At 62.4% G+C, this 14,027-nt stretch carries 14 protein-coding genes; 2 read left to right on the plus strand and 12 right to left on the minus strand.

Going from position 1 to position 14,027, the window contains the following annotated elements:
* Positions 1-51: 51 nt before the first annotated feature.
* From QCE88_RS20845 to QCE88_RS20885, 9 genes are all read right to left on the minus strand, one after another.
* Positions 52-333 (minus strand): DUF2160 domain-containing protein, encoded by a 282-nt coding sequence (locus QCE88_RS20845; protein WP_309905651.1) that lies wholly within the window; start codon positions 331-333, stop codon positions 52-54.
* Positions 333-1,145, minus strand: a complete 813-nt coding sequence (locus QCE88_RS20850; RefSeq protein ID WP_309905653.1) for a carbohydrate ABC transporter permease — start codon at positions 1,143-1,145, stop codon at positions 333-335. The genes QCE88_RS20845 and QCE88_RS20850 overlap by 1 nt, the downstream gene beginning before the upstream one ends.
* On the minus strand, positions 1,135-2,031 hold the full coding sequence (locus QCE88_RS20855) for a sugar ABC transporter permease (RefSeq protein WP_309905655.1): 897 nt from the start codon (positions 2,029-2,031) through the stop codon (positions 1,135-1,137). Before QCE88_RS20855 ends, QCE88_RS20850 begins: the two co-directional genes overlap by 11 nt.
* A complete protein-coding gene (locus QCE88_RS20860) occupies positions 2,028-3,152 on the minus strand; it encodes an ABC transporter ATP-binding protein (protein ID WP_309905657.1) in 1,125 nt (374 codons plus the stop codon). The genes QCE88_RS20855 and QCE88_RS20860 overlap by 4 nt, the downstream gene beginning before the upstream one ends.
* A complete protein-coding gene (locus tag QCE88_RS20865; RefSeq protein ID WP_309905659.1) occupies positions 3,139-4,230 on the minus strand; it encodes an ABC transporter ATP-binding protein in 1,092 nt (363 codons plus the stop codon). The genes QCE88_RS20860 and QCE88_RS20865 overlap by 14 nt, the downstream gene beginning before the upstream one ends.
* Positions 4,231-4,847: 617 nt before the next feature.
* Positions 4,848-5,450, minus strand: a complete 603-nt coding sequence (locus tag QCE88_RS20870; protein WP_309905661.1) for a carboxymuconolactone decarboxylase family protein — start codon at positions 5,448-5,450, stop codon at positions 4,848-4,850.
* Between the two features lie 10 nt (positions 5,451-5,460).
* On the minus strand, positions 5,461-6,801 hold the full coding sequence (locus tag QCE88_RS20875; protein ID WP_309905663.1) for an MFS transporter: 1,341 nt from the start codon (positions 6,799-6,801) through the stop codon (positions 5,461-5,463).
* 125 nt (positions 6,802-6,926) lie between these two features.
* Positions 6,927-7,811 (minus strand): isocitrate lyase/phosphoenolpyruvate mutase family protein, encoded by an 885-nt coding sequence (locus tag QCE88_RS20880; RefSeq protein WP_309905665.1) that lies wholly within the window; start codon positions 7,809-7,811, stop codon positions 6,927-6,929.
* Positions 7,798-8,868: a TauD/TfdA family dioxygenase gene (locus QCE88_RS20885; protein ID WP_309905667.1), complete on the minus strand. Its 1,071-nt coding sequence runs from the start codon at positions 8,866-8,868 to the stop codon at positions 7,798-7,800. Before QCE88_RS20885 ends, QCE88_RS20880 begins: the two co-directional genes overlap by 14 nt.
* A 205-nt stretch (positions 8,869-9,073) precedes the next feature.
* Between QCE88_RS20885 and QCE88_RS20890 the strand changes: the two genes are divergently transcribed.
* Positions 9,074-9,970 carry a LysR family transcriptional regulator gene (locus tag QCE88_RS20890; RefSeq protein ID WP_309905669.1) on the plus strand — a complete coding sequence of 299 codons (897 nt, stop codon included), beginning with the start codon at positions 9,074-9,076 and terminating at the stop codon, positions 9,968-9,970.
* A 229-nt stretch (positions 9,971-10,199) separates the two neighbouring features.
* Positions 10,200-11,636: an MFS transporter gene (locus QCE88_RS20895; RefSeq protein WP_309905671.1), complete on the plus strand. Its 1,437-nt coding sequence runs from the start codon at positions 10,200-10,202 to the stop codon at positions 11,634-11,636.
* Positions 11,637-11,693: 57 nt separating this feature from the next.
* Here the strand turns inward: QCE88_RS20895 and QCE88_RS20900 are convergent, their stop codons facing one another.
* From QCE88_RS20900 to QCE88_RS20910, 3 genes are all read right to left on the minus strand, one after another.
* Entirely contained in the window at positions 11,694-12,170 is a 477-nt protein-coding gene (locus QCE88_RS20900; RefSeq protein ID WP_309905673.1) for a cupin domain-containing protein, read from the minus strand.
* Positions 12,171-12,201: 31 nt separating this feature from the next.
* Positions 12,202-12,537 carry an HdeA/HdeB family chaperone gene (locus QCE88_RS20905; RefSeq protein ID WP_309905675.1) on the minus strand — a complete coding sequence of 112 codons (336 nt, stop codon included), beginning with the start codon at positions 12,535-12,537 and terminating at the stop codon, positions 12,202-12,204.
* Between the two features lie 117 nt (positions 12,538-12,654).
* On the minus strand, positions 12,655-13,800 hold the full coding sequence (locus QCE88_RS20910) for a porin (protein ID WP_309905677.1): 1,146 nt from the start codon (positions 13,798-13,800) through the stop codon (positions 12,655-12,657).
* Positions 13,801-14,027: the final 227 nt, after the last annotated feature.

Consider the following 14,027-nt stretch of genomic DNA (forward strand, 5'->3'; position numbering starts at 1 on the left):
GGGGCATCAGCGGAACCGGCTTTGCCAGTCTTCACTGCATGCGCCTGCTTGCTAGCCCTTCCACATGATCGCAAGCACCACGAGCACCGAGGCTGCGAAGCCGGGCCAGGCACTCGAGCCTTCGGCGCTGATCGCGAGCCACGCGAGGTTGACATACGCGGCCAGTAACAGGCCGATGAACAGGCGATCACCGCGCGTCGTCGCAATTGGCAGAAAGCCCTTGCGTTCATGCGTGGGCGAGCGCAGTTCCCATACCGTCATGCCACCCAGCATGACGACAATGCAGCCGAAGAAGATCGCGACCTCGGGCGTCCAGTACATCCAGGTGAACATCACACTCTCCCCATCGCGAAGCCCTTCGCAATGTAGTTGCGCACGAAATAGATCACCAGCGCACCGGGAACGATCGTCAGCACGCCCGCCGCTGACAGCACGCCCCAGTCCATGCCGGCCGCCGACACGGTCCGTGTCATGACGGCAGCAATCGGTTTCGCGTTGACCGATGTCAGTGTGCGTGCGAGCAGCAGTTCGACCCAGCTGAACATGAAGCAGAAGAAAGCCGTGACGCCGACGCCCGACTTGATGAGCGGCAGAAAGATCTTCACGAAGAAGGCGGGAAACGTATAGCCGTCTATGTACGCGGTCTCGTCTATTTCTCGCGAGACGCCCGACATGAAGCCTTCGAGAATCCACACGGCGAGGGGCACATTGAACAGCATGTGTGCAAGTGCGACGGCAATGTATGTGTCGGTCAGGCCGACGCTCGAATAGAGCTGGAAAAACGGCAGCAGGAACACCGCGGGCGGCGTCATGCGGTTGGTGAGCAGCCAGAAGAACATGTGCTTGTCGCCGAGAAAGCGATAGCGTGAGAAAGCATAAGCAGCAGGCAGCGCGACCAGCACCGACATCACCGTGTTCATCAGCACGTAGATGATCGAATTGATATAGCCCCAGTACCACGACGGGTCCGTGAAGATCACCTTGTAGTTATCGAACGTCACGTGCTGCGGCAACGTGGCGAACGTCGACATGGTTTCCTCGTTCGTGCGCAGCGAGATCGAAAACATCCAGTAAAGCGGAATCAGCGCGAACAGCATATAGACGACGAGCATCAAGGTCCGCATCCAGCGGCGCTTATCCTGCATGGCCGTCTCCTTGCGCAGCGGGTCCGCCTTTTCCTACGCGGCTCATCCAGTTGTAGAGAATGAAGCACAGCAGCAGGATGATCAGGAAATAGATTAGCGAGAAAGCCGCAGCCGGGCCGAGATCGAACTGACCCACCGCTTTCTGGGTCAGGTACTGGCTGAGAAAGGTGGTGGAATCACCCGGACCTCCGCCTGTCAGTACGAACGGCTCGGTGTAGATCATGAAGCTGTCCATGAAGCGCAGCAGCACGGCGATCATCAGCACGCCGCGCATCTTCGGCAACTCGATGTAGCGGAATACCGCAAAGCGGCTTGCGCCGTCTATTTCCGCGGCCTGATAGAAGGCGTCCGGAATCGCGCGCAAGCCCGCATAGCACAGCAGCGCGACGAGCGGGGTCCAGTGCCAGATATCCATCACCAGCACGGTGATCCATGCGGCCGTGGGACTCGCCGTGTAGTTGTAGTCGAAGCCCAGACGATTGAGCCAGTAGCCGAGCAATCCGATATCCGGGCGTCCGAAGATCTGCCATATCGTGCCCACCACGTTCCACGGAATCAGCAGCGGCATGGCAAGCACCACGAGTGCGGCCGATGCGCGCCATCCCGAAGCCGGCATCGACAAGGCGAGGCCCACACCCAATGGAATCTCGAACAGCAGTACGCATGTGGAGAAAATGACCTGTCTGCCGAGCGCTTCGCGCAAGTCCGGATCGGTCATGATGTTGCGGAACCACTCGGTACCCACGAACACATGCTGCGTCGGGCCGATGATGTCCTGAACCGAATAATTGACCACCGTCATGAGCGGCAGGATCGCGGAGAACGCGACGCAGATGAACACGGGAATCACCAGCAGCCATGCTTTCTGATTGACGGGCTTGTTCATCGCGCGGCCCCTTCGAAGACGCGCGTTTCGATTCTTTCGTCGTTGCAGAAGTACACGGTTTCAGGCGCAACGAGTTGCAACCATGCAGGTCCGTCGACCACCCGCACATGCGGTTCGAGCCGCGCGTTGAATACATGGCCGTCGCATTGTGCGGTGACCAGTTGATAGTTGCCGAGCTGCTGCGCCTTCAGCACTTGCGCGTTCACCGCGCCGGTTCCTCCTCCCTGCGAGAGGCGGACAAATTCCGGGCGAATCCCCAGTTTGAGCGCGCCGCCTGCCTGCTGATGCGCGTTCCGTAGCGTCGCCAGCGTGCCGGCGTCGAGCGGCACGCGCTGCGAGCCGATCCGGGCGCCGTCGGCGTCGAGTTCGATCGGACACAGGTTCATGCCCGGACTGCCGATGAAGTAGCCCACGAACGCGTGATCCGGCCGCAGAAAAAGCGCATCGGCGCCTCCCTTCTGAACGACGCGGCCATTCGTCATGACCACGACTTCGTCGGCGAAAGTGAGCGCTTCTACCTGATCGTGCGTCACGTAGATCAGCGTGAGCTTGAGTTGCTGGTGAATCTTCTTCAACTGGCGGCGCAGCATCCATTTCATCGCCGGGTCGATCACGGTCAACGGTTCGTCGAAGAGGATCGCCGCGACGTCCTTGCGCACGAGGCCGCGCCCCAGCGAAATCTTCTGCTTGGCGTCGGCGGCCAGGTTGCTCGCCTTGAGCGGCAGGTCGCGCGTCATGTCGAGGATTTCCGCGACTTCGTGCACGCGCTTCGTGACCTCGGCGGCTGATAACTTGCGATTGCGCAGTGGGAACGCGAGGTTATCGAACACGGTCATCGTGTCGTAGACCACGGGGAACTGGAATACCTGGGCGATGTTGCGCTCACGTGCACTGAGCGCCGTCACGTCGCGTCCGTCGAACAACACGGTGCCCTCCGAGGGCTTGACGAGGCCTGACACGATATTCAGCAGCGTGGTCTTGCCGCAACCCGATGGACCGAGCAACGCATAGGCGCCGCCGTCATCCCAGACCATGCTCATGGGTTGAAGCGCGTAGTCGTCGACCGTCGCGGGGTTCGGGCGGTACGCGTGGGCGAGATTCCTGAACTCAATGCACGCCATACACTGCCTCCGGGCGGGACACCAGTTGGGTCTCTGCGCCGAACACAAACAGTTCTCGAGGGTCGATGAAAACGTCGAGTTGCGTGCCCAGCTCGATCTGATGCACGCCCTGCAACTGCGCCACGAGGTTGACCGCGCCGGTTAGCGTGCGCAAGTGCAGGTAGGTTTCGGAGCCGCTCAGTTCAGCGAGTTCGAGCCGGCACGGCACCGCGATCGCATGAGCAGCCTTCGGCTTAAGACGCAGATGCCCCGGCCGGATACCGATGCGGCATGTGCCGCTCACAGCGGGACCGTGCTGCACTGGAACCTCCACGCCGATCGGCAGACGCGCGCGGCCGTTGCCGCAGTCGCTCGTCAGCATGTTCATCGGCGGGTCGTTGAAGACTGCGGCGGCCGCGACGTTGACCGGCGCGTTATAGACATCGAGCGTGGGACCGAACTGCAGAACCCGGCCTTTATCGACGATCGCCGTATGGCCGCCCAGCAGTAATGCTTCGAGAGGCTCCGTTGTTGCGTAGACGACGGTGGTGTTGCCGTCGGCGAAGAGCATGGCCAGTTCCATGCGCAATTCCTCGCGCAGTTTGTAGTCGAGATTGACGAGTGGCTCGTCGAGCAGCACCAGCGACGTACGCTTGACGAGTGCACGCGCGAGCGCGCAGCGCTGCTGTTGGCCGCCTGACAGCTCGCCCGGCCGCCGCTCCAGCAAATGATCGATATGCAGCTTGGCTGCGACTTCCCGTACGCGCCGGCGGATTTCAGCAGGGTCGGTCTTTTGCAGGCGCAAAGGCGAGGCGATGTTCTCGAACACCGTCATCGCCGGGTAGTTGATGAACTGCTGATAGACCATCGCGAGATTGCGCTGGCGCACGCTGACGCCTGTCACGTCCTGGCCGTCGACGAGCACGCGGCCTTCGGTCGGTCTGTCCAGACCCGCCATCACGCGCAACAGCGTCGTCTTGCCGGCCTGCGTGGGTCCGAGAAGCACATTGATGGCGCCTGGGACGAGGCGCAGATCCACGGCGTATAAATACGGTTGCCCGCCAGAAACGACACTGACCCGCTCCAGTTCGAGGACCAAATCGCTCTCCTTTGCGGCGTGCGCGACGCCACTTCACAGAGGCGGCGCTTCAAGGTGGCGTCAATTGGGTTTCACATGGATTACGTGCAGCAATCGAAATGTCCCTTTTGTTGGATGGCGTTTAAATTGGGGTAAACCTTACGACAGGATGAGACGGTCGGCGCAAGACCGGCTTGGCGCGTCAGCGGAGCGGTGACGGGCTTTTCTGTTCGAGCCTGACTGGGAAGTCGACGAGGCGCTGCGGCTGGCGACGTGGCTGTTCAAGCCGCCGGCGGTGGCCACGCAGAAGGGTGCCTGCAGGACAATCCGGGCACGGATGGCATCGCCTCGACCCGGTGATCGGGCAAACGATGCGCCGTGAAGAGGTGGTGGGGTTTGACGCTGAGCACCGCGTACCGCAAAAAGCCGCGCACGCAATGCAGCAAGCATGTGACTTCGGGAAGCTGTGACCGCAGGCAAGGACCTAAGCCTGTCCGTGAATAGACCACGGCGCAAACCCGCCAGCAAGCCAGCAGACGACCCGAATCGCCGACAGACTATTCGCGCCTCACGTCAACGCGTCGTTCCAGCGTGCGTCACGCAAGGTGCCTGATGCCGTTGCCGGGACTTCAACCGTGTTATGCGAACGCATCCGCAACATGCAGCACGTGCGCATAGACAGCACCCGCACGCAGTACGACAGCAATCGCATACGCTTCGTCGAGCGCCTCGCCCGATGCGCCGGCTTCGAGCGCCTGTGCATGAAAGACCCGGCGGCGCGAATCGTTCGATTGCGCATACGCGGCGGCGGCTGCCGCGACCCAGACCAAGGCCGGTGTCAGCGCGTCGGTGTCGAACACCTGTTGCACGAACCGTCGTCTCGCTTCGGCAATGCTTGTACCGGCGACCGCGTCGTCATCCTGTACGGCGAGATTGCCCGCATCGATCGATACCACTGCATCACCCAGCGATTCGAGCGCTGCGCTCAGATAGCTGATCGCCACCGATTCTGCCGCGCTTGCGCCGCCATGACGTGCCAGTTCGGCGTGATGTTCGATGCAGAACGCACAACGTGTGATCTGCGCGATCGCGACGGCAACGAGATGTTTGTCCTTCTCGCTCAGCGCGCCGGCCTTCCAGACGGGCGCCGAGAGCGCGCGAAACGCCTTGGGTGCGGCATGTTCGCGTTCGAGCCGGGCGAGGATGCGTGCTTCTTCTGTATGGGAGCGGGCGTGGCTCATGACTTTCCCTTCAGGTGATGACGGCGGAATCCACGGGCGACTGCGGAGCGCGAAGTGCACCGCGTGCGGCTGGATCGGCGGCGGCCAGCACCGCGATGAGACTCAGTAATCCGAGCGCGCTGATATAAGCGCAAATCAGCCAAGGGGTGTTGCCGCCCACCGCCAGCAATGCCGCCGCGACGAACGGCGTGAGTCCACCCGAGAGCAACGTGCCGATCTGATAGCCGAGCGAGATGCCACTGTAGCGCACCTCAACCGGAAACTGCTCGGCGAACCATGCAGCGCCGGGTGCGTAGATGGCTGCATCGAAGAGGGCGAGTTCGATCGCGAAGACCAGCGGCAGGTAACGCAGATCGCCGTGATCGAGAAACCAGAAGAACGGCCAGACCAGCAGGCTGATGCCGACTACCGCCCAGATTGCCGGCCCGCGTCGGCCGATGCGATCCGTGAGCGCGGCCCACAGTGGCGTCGCGATCACCGCGAACGCCGATCCGACGATCACCGCAGTCAGCGCATACGAGGCACCGCCGCGCTTGAGGTTCAGATAGCTGATCGCGTAGGTCGTGACGATCGCGTACATGGCCGGTTGCAGCAGACGCAAGCCTATCGTGACGAGCAAAGCGCGCCGGTGATAACGCAACACGTCGGCGACCGGCGCGCGGCGAATGCGGCCTTCGCTCTGCAGGGCAACGAACGGCGCGGGCTCTTCGATACGCGAACGGACAAACGCGCCCACTGCCACCAGCACGACGCTGAAGAGGAAGGGGATACGCCAGCCCCAGTCGTTGAATGCTTCGACCGACAGCGTCGAGCGCACCGCGAGAAAGGTCCCGGACGCGAGCAACATGCCCGTCGCCGATCCGACCTGCGTGAACGAGCCGAGCAGTCCGCGCCGGCGCGGCGCCGCGTGCTCGACCGACAGCAGCGACGCACCGCCCCATTCGGCGCCGGTCGCGACGCCTTGCAACAGGCGCAAGGTGACCAGCAGTGCGGTCGCCAGCAGACCGGCGCTCGCGTAGGTCGGCAGCAGACCGGTCAGCACCGTGGCGACGCCCATCAACACGAGCGAGAGCACCAGCACGCGTTTGCGGCCGATGCGATCGCCGTAATGTCCAGCAAACACGGCGCCCAGCGGCCGCGCGAAGAAGCCCACGCCGTAGGCCGCGAAGGAACCGAGTATGCCGGCGAGCGGATTGGTGGCGGGGGGAAAGAACGCGTGGCTGAAGATCAGCGCGGAAGCCGTGCTGTAAATGTAGAAGTCGTACCACTCGATGGTGGTACCGATGAAGGCGGCAAAGGCGACGCGCGCGGTACCGGTGCGCGCGGTCGTTGAAACGTGCGGGGATGACATGATTCGCTGGTGACGGACTTGAATGCAAAGGCGAGATTGGAGCATCGATGGGTTGCGTTGCGAACCAATCGTTTGTGCTTTGCATAGACGCGGGAACGCGAACGGTTTCGTCCCGCGCGCCCCGATCAAACGTACCGCTTGCTCGCCGCCAGCAGCTCCGGCGTGCCGATCACTTCATTCAACTGGTCGAAGGTCAGCATCTGCGGCCACATGGGTTCAGTCGTGCCGTGGTTCAGCAGACTCGCGTAGTACCCTTGCAGCCCGTGCGCCACGAAGCGCGCCGTGCCGCCCGGAAAGATCACGATGCGGTATCCCCGTTGCCGCAATTCCGCGACGCTTCGAACCGGCGTCTTGCCGCCTTCCACCATGTTCGCCAGCAGCGGAACCCGTTCGCCGAAGCGCCGGCACACGATGTCCATTTGCTCCACCGTATGCACGGCTTCGACGAACAGCGCATCGACGCCGCATGCAAGGTAGGCCTCGGCGCGCTCCATCGCGGCGTCGAAACCTTCGACTGCGATGGCGTCGGTGCGTGCGAGGATCAGCGTATCGGCAGAGTGGCGCGCATCGAGCGCGGCGCGCAGCTTGCCGCACATCTCGGCCGACGACACCAGCGTCTTGTCCGCCAGATGACCGCAGCGCTTGGGAAAGCCCTGGTCTTCCAGCTGGATCATGGCCGCGCCCGCACGCTCGAAGTCGCGCACGGTGCGCTGCGTATTCAGCGCGTTGCCGAAGCCCGTATCGCCATCGACGATGACCGGTGTGCGCACGCGATCCGTGATACGCCATAGCGTATCGACTGCTTCCTTGGCCGTCGTCAGACCGACATCGGAGCGTCCGAGCGAGGTATACGCAACCGCTCCGCCCGACAGATACAGCGCCTGAAATCCGGCCTGTTCCGCGATGAGCGCGGTCAGTGAATCGTAGATACCGGGTGCGAGCACGGTTTCGCCCGCAGCGAGACGGCGCTTCAAGGCGCCCGACGGCGACACGTCCTCATGCGACGACATGAGCATCTCCTTGTGCGGTCGTGGCGGCCGGAACGGATCCGTCGAGCCCCGGCTTGAGCAGCATCTTCATGCGGTCGGCCTGACGTTTCTCGAAGCGGACGAACGCCTCCGTGATATAGCTGCCACGGACGCCGCCACGCACCGAGCCGGGACGCGCATCGCCGAAGTAGTATTCCCATTCGGGCGGCAGCGGCGCTGAATCGGGCACCGACATCCACAGGCGCAACAGATGACGACGCCGTGCCTCGTCTTCGAAGTCTTCGAATTCCGTACGCGAATGCAGCATCACGTAGTTGTTCAGCAATTGCAGATCGCCCTGTTCGAGCCACATGGAAAAGCACAGGCGCGGATCGGCGGCCAGTTCATCCAGCAAGTCGAGCGCTTCGGTCAGTTCGGGCGTGAGGCGCGGCACTTCCGGAAAATCCGCTTGCGCCGCGTTGGTGTTCTTGCGATTGGCGCGCAAGGCGAAGTGCTCCGTCAGCGAACCGATCACCGGGCAGTTGTAGAAGCCCGGCCGGCCAGGCGCCTGCGTGCCCTGATAGCTGTGAAAGACAGGGCCTTTCAATGCATCGATCAATTCCGGCCGACGCTTGCGAATCTCCTCGACCAGCGCGAACGAACTCGTGATCTTGCTCTGGCCGCCCGACTTGGCCTCATGAAGACAGAGGAGGGCGACGACATCGCACGAGTCCGCATGGAAGTCGAGCGCTGCATTGGTGTTGTAGCCGCGGCCGTTCTTCGACTTATAGGTCGCGCCGGAATCGCGCACATCGTTCATGACTTCGCTGGCGCGGTTCTGCGTGCGCGCGACCCCGACGTGCAGGCCGAGTCCCCAATAAGCGAGCTTCGCTTCCTCCACGGACCACTTGTGGACCGGGAAGCCTTTCAGCAGGCACATGCCGAAGCGTTGCTGCGTGGCGCGGAACGCGCGATGCAGAATCTCGGCGGAGGCGGGTTCGAGCGGAAAGTCTTCCGACGTCATGTCGAGCAGCGGCTTGCCCAGCGCCTTCGCGTGGCGCATGGCACGGTCGAAGCCCTCCGCGGCTTCGTCGCTCATGCGAAGGGTCCACGACGTGTCGCGTTCAAGGTCAGCGCTGTACCATATCTCGGGCTTACCTTGACGTACTGTACTGGACTCGGACGGGGAAGGCTTCATGCTTGTCTCCTTGTTGGGCGGCGCGTCGTGCGCTTGCCTGCAAGAATAGGGCAACGCTTCGTAAGATAAAATGGAGTTTTGCTGACGAAACTCGACAAAAAATCTGATGAAGATCGAAATCTTCAATACCTTGCAGGCCGTGCTGGATGTCGGTTCCCTCGCAGGCGCGGCAAAAAATCTGCATCTGACGCCCAGCGCGGTCAGCATGCAAATGAAGCAGCTGGAGGCCTATGTCGGCCGGCAGCTGTTCGATCGCTCCGGGCTGGAAGTACGTCCGCTGCCTGCCGCGTACGAGTTGTCGGAGTTGTTGCACGGCATGCTGTCGCGTCTCGATGCGTTTCGCCGCCAGCCGAGCTTTCAGGTTGAAGGCCATGTGCAGCTCGGCATGCTCGAATCGATGCTGCCCGTCGTGCTGCCCGAGTTGCTCAAACGACTGAAGACCCGTTATCCGCTGCTGCATCTTCAAACACGGCGCGGAAAAAGCATCGAGCTGACCAACGCGGTCAAGGCGGGCGATCTCGATGCAGCGGTGGTCGCGCAGCCGGAACGCGGTTTGTCCCGGCTGCACTGGCAACCGCTGATCAAACGCGGGCTGACCCTGATGGTGCCGCCACAGGAACGCGAACGGTCGTTGAGTGCGCTGCTCAAACGCTACGAGTGGATTCGCTATGACCGTAACACGATCTCCGGCGCGATGGCCGCCAAGTATATTCAGCAGCGCTTCGGCGGCAAGCCGGCGGGCGACCTGGAGTTCGACAGCGTCCGTGCGATTGCGCCGCTGGTGAGCGCGGGGCTCGGTATTTCCCTGGTGCCGCTCATGGAGCCGGCCATCTGCACGCTCTATCCTGTCACGGTCATCGCGTTGCGCGATGCACCGGTTCTCCAGTTCTCGCTCGTCACGCGCAAGACGGACAGTGAGAGCCGTCAGTTGCTCGCGTTGCAGGAGATCCTGCTCGCCGCCACGCGCGCGGCCGACCGGGACGCGGCCTCGGACATGCCTTGACTGTGTGTCTGCGTGCGTCGCTAAGTCAAAAAAATTGACGTGAAATCTAACGATTATTCAATAAAACTTTTTGCGTCAGCACCTTAATATGGCATGAAGCCTCGCATGCGGACCGGGTGGGGCGCTCATCATCGCCGCTCGTCTCGAGCGACGGCAATGACGAGCGACACAGAAAGCGATTCCACGAGAACGCCCACCCGATTCCGACGGCCAAAAAAGGAGACGTTTCTTGAGCCATTCCCCTACGCTGCGCGCCCATTCCGGTGCTCGCCTCGACAGGCTGCCGATCGGCCGATTCCATTGGCATCTCGTGGGCATGATCGGGGCCGGCCTGTTCCTCGACGCCTTCGATATCTATCTGCAAAGCGGCGTGCTGGCGACGCTCGTCAAGGGCGGCTGGTCGACGCTGCAAAGCAACGCTGCCTTCATCTCCAGCACGTTGATCGGCATGTGGCTGGGATCTTTGATCGGCGGCTATATCGGTGATCGCTATGGGCGGCGCATGGCCTACCAGTTCAACCTCGCGGTCTTCGGCCTCGCCTCGATTGCAGCGGTGTTCGCGCCGAACATGACGGTGCTGATTGCGCTGCGCTTCGTGATGGGCGTCGGCCTCGGCGCCGAGCTGATCATCGGCTATGCGACGCTCGGCGAGTTCGTGCCGAGTCTCGCGCGCGGGCGCTTCGGCGCGATCCTCGCCTTGCTCACCAACCTGTCCGTGACCGCGACCGGGATCATCGGTTACTGGGCCATTCCCGCGCTCGGCTGGCGCTCGATGTTCGCGCTCGTCGGGCTGGGCGCCATCGGCATCTGGTTCATGCGCAAGTCGATGCCCGAATCGCCGCGCTGGCTCGAATCGCAGGGCCGCCACGAAGAAGCGGACGCGTTGTTGCGGTCCATCGAAGCGCGTTTTCCGCAGCTTCCGGCGTGGGATAGCGTGTCGATGTCCGTGACGGCAGCAGCGGCCGATACGGCGCCGGTCGCGGCAAAACCCGGCTATCGTGCACTGTTCCGCAACCCGCTGTTGTCGAGGACCGTGCTCACGATGATCATGTCGGCGGTCAACATGTCGGTGCTCTACGGACTGATCGCGTGGTTCCCGACCTTTCTCGTCAAGCAGGGCATCGCGGTCACGTCGACGCTGGGCTACACGGCGGTGATGGGGATCGGCACGCCTGTCGGTTGCCTCATCGGCATGGCGCTGACAGACCGGCTCGGACGCCGCGTGAGCATCGTCGGCGTGCTGGTGCTCGAAGCGGTCGCCACGGCGCTGTATCCGATGGTCCATTCGCCTATCGAGCTGATGGCGACAGGCGCCGTCATCATGATGTGTTCGTCCTGCATCACGTCGCTTGCCTTCGCGGTCTATATCCCCGAACTCTTTCCCACCGAGTTGCGGATGCGCGGTTCATCGCTGTCCGCTGCCGTGGGGCGGCTTGCATCGGCGGCTGCGCAGGGCGGCATCGTGATGATCTTCGGCATCGGCGGGATCTTTGGCGTCACCAATTTCCTGATCGGTTTGATCGTGTTGCAGATTCTCGCGTTGCTCGTGCTCGGTGTGAACACGCGAGCCCAAACGCTGGAGGACATCGAGCCGAAGGACGCGCCTCACTCGGAACCGGCTTCGGCCTTGCATGGCCGCGGCGCGAGCCTCTCTCAAGCCGATTGACAAGCGAGATGCGCCATCACGATGATGGCGCATCTCCCCGACACCACGTCCAACGGATCATTGCTCGACCGTCAACGGCGGCCCGAGAAACTCGATGTCCCACTTCGCGCCAAGCTTCGCAAGCGTCTCCGGGGCGGGAATGCCGCGGGCCATGACGTCGCGCAGTTCGCTGAAGAAGCGGTTAGCGTCGAAACCTGGCGAGATCAGCACCAGCATATGCGACGTGTCATCGCTGATATTGACGAAGCGATGCGTGGTGCCGACCCGCGCCGTCAGCGTCTCGCCCGCCTGCAGGATGCGACGCACGCCATCCACTTCGAAGAGGTAGCGCCCTTGCAGCACGTGGAAGATCTCGGTTTCATTCCCGTGCCGATGCAGCGGCGGGCCGAAGCCCGGTGCATCGTGGGTTTCGATGAGCGTCGCGCGCCCCTCCGTTTCCGAGGGCTCGATGCAGACCGTCAGTTCCAGTCCGATGGCTGGGATATGAATGGCGCTATCCGCGACCGGGTAGCGGTCCATGAGTTGCGGTTTCATGATGTCGGTCCTTCGTCGATAGCGCATGGGTTCAATGATGGTCGAACAGGGCAATCTGCTTCGACTTGATCATCGAGCGGACCTTGGTCATGAACTTGGTATGCGGGTCCTTCTGGCATTCCTGCGCGACGGTTGCGGCGACCGGCTGCATGGTATCGACGACCGTGGTTTCGGTGCCCGACACGCCGAGCTTGTCGACGCCTGCAACCCAGTAGACGAGTGCCGGCTTGTATGCTTCGTCAACCTGAACGAAGTCGGCGCACGTCATCTTGGCGGGGGCGATTTTCTCTCCGGCTGCGTGGGCCATGCCGGACATGCCGACGGTGAGGGCGCACAGGGCGGCTGCGAGGCTTTTGGCGAGGTTCATTTGGACTTCCTTGATGGTGGGTTGAGAGGTGAAGTTCGAGACTGCCTGCGCATCGTATCGACGCAGACTTAGCCGCGAATTACCATCAAGGAAGCAGCCCGCTTCAGTCGCCGGTCATCAGAACGCGTGGCGCAAGGCCACGCGCGCGACGAGCTGCGCCGAGTTGGACGACACATTCTGCGCGCCCGGAATGTACGCCTGATCCAGCACCGAATCGGTCGACCCGCCCGCGATCTTCTGATACGCACCCTGCACGTACACGTCCGTGCGCTTCGACAGCGAATAGTCCGCCATCAGCCCGGCCGAGTGAATGCGCGGCTTCACGGTGCCCGCGCTCGCGTCATACGTTTCGATCGAATACACATACTGCGCACCGACATAGAACGACGGCGTGAACTGGTACTTGCCGTTCACTTCGAAGTTCTGATACCGCAGGTTCTTGAGCGTGTTGCCGTCGGACGCGAGCGGCACGCCAATATAGCCGTTCGTGATCGGATCGCGATAGCTCGAATTCGAGTACGCGAAGCCGACGGTCGCTCGGTCGAACGTGTAGTTGATGCCCGCGCCGAAGATCTGCATGCGCTGAGCGATGAAGCTTGCGTCGTTGGTCGCGATCGCGCCGTTCGCGTTGAGACCCGTGCCGTCCGCGCGCAGATACGCCGCGCCGAGCAGCAGGCCGCCGAGCGTGTACGACGCGCCCACGCTGTACTGCCGGTTGTTCGCGAAGTTCGTGTCGTTGCTGAAGCTGTAGGTGCCGCCGAACTGCAATCCGCCGATCGCCGGCGACGTGTACTTCACCGTGTTGTTCACGCGGAACGAGTTGTCGGTGTTGTCGTTGTCGAACGGATGCGCGAACAGGTAGCCCGCGAAGTTGCCGTTCGCCGTGGTGGGCGCGAAATAGTCGACCACGGAATCGTACTGACGGCCGAACTTGACCGAGCCGTAGCGGTCGTTGGCGAGGCCCACATAAGCCTGCCGACCGAACATGCGGCCGCCTTGCCCGGCCGCGCCGTTGCTGAGGTTCACGCCGCTTTCCAGCTGGAAAACGGCTTTATTCCCGCCGCCGAGATCCTCAACGCCGCGCAATCCCCAGCGGCTGCCCGACGCATAGCCACTGGTGAGCTCCACCACGCGATGCGCACCGACATTGGTCGTGTAATCGACGCCTTCGTCCAGGATGCCGTACAGGGTGACGCTGCTTTGAGCATGCGCTGAAGTTGCGATGCACGCGAGCGCGGCGATCGGGATTGCCTTGATTCTCATGAATGTCTCTAGTCTTTTCTTTCTCGGGGAAGGCCCCGGGCGTCCAGCCGGCGGGACCGCGAGCGACGGATTGTGCTGCATGGGCGCGCGACTGCCAAAGGATTTGATCGAAGACCCATCGTGAGTTTTATGAATGTTTCTCCCGCGAATTCTTCGCTTGTCGTTGCAGCGCGACGCGCGGAAAAATGCTTCACAAATGTGCAGCCCAAACCATTTCGGCAGGGCCG

Origin of the sequence: Caballeronia sp. LZ035 (assembly GCF_031451175.1) — a bacterium.
In the GTDB taxonomy this organism is placed as follows: domain Bacteria; phylum Pseudomonadota; class Gammaproteobacteria; order Burkholderiales; family Burkholderiaceae; genus Caballeronia.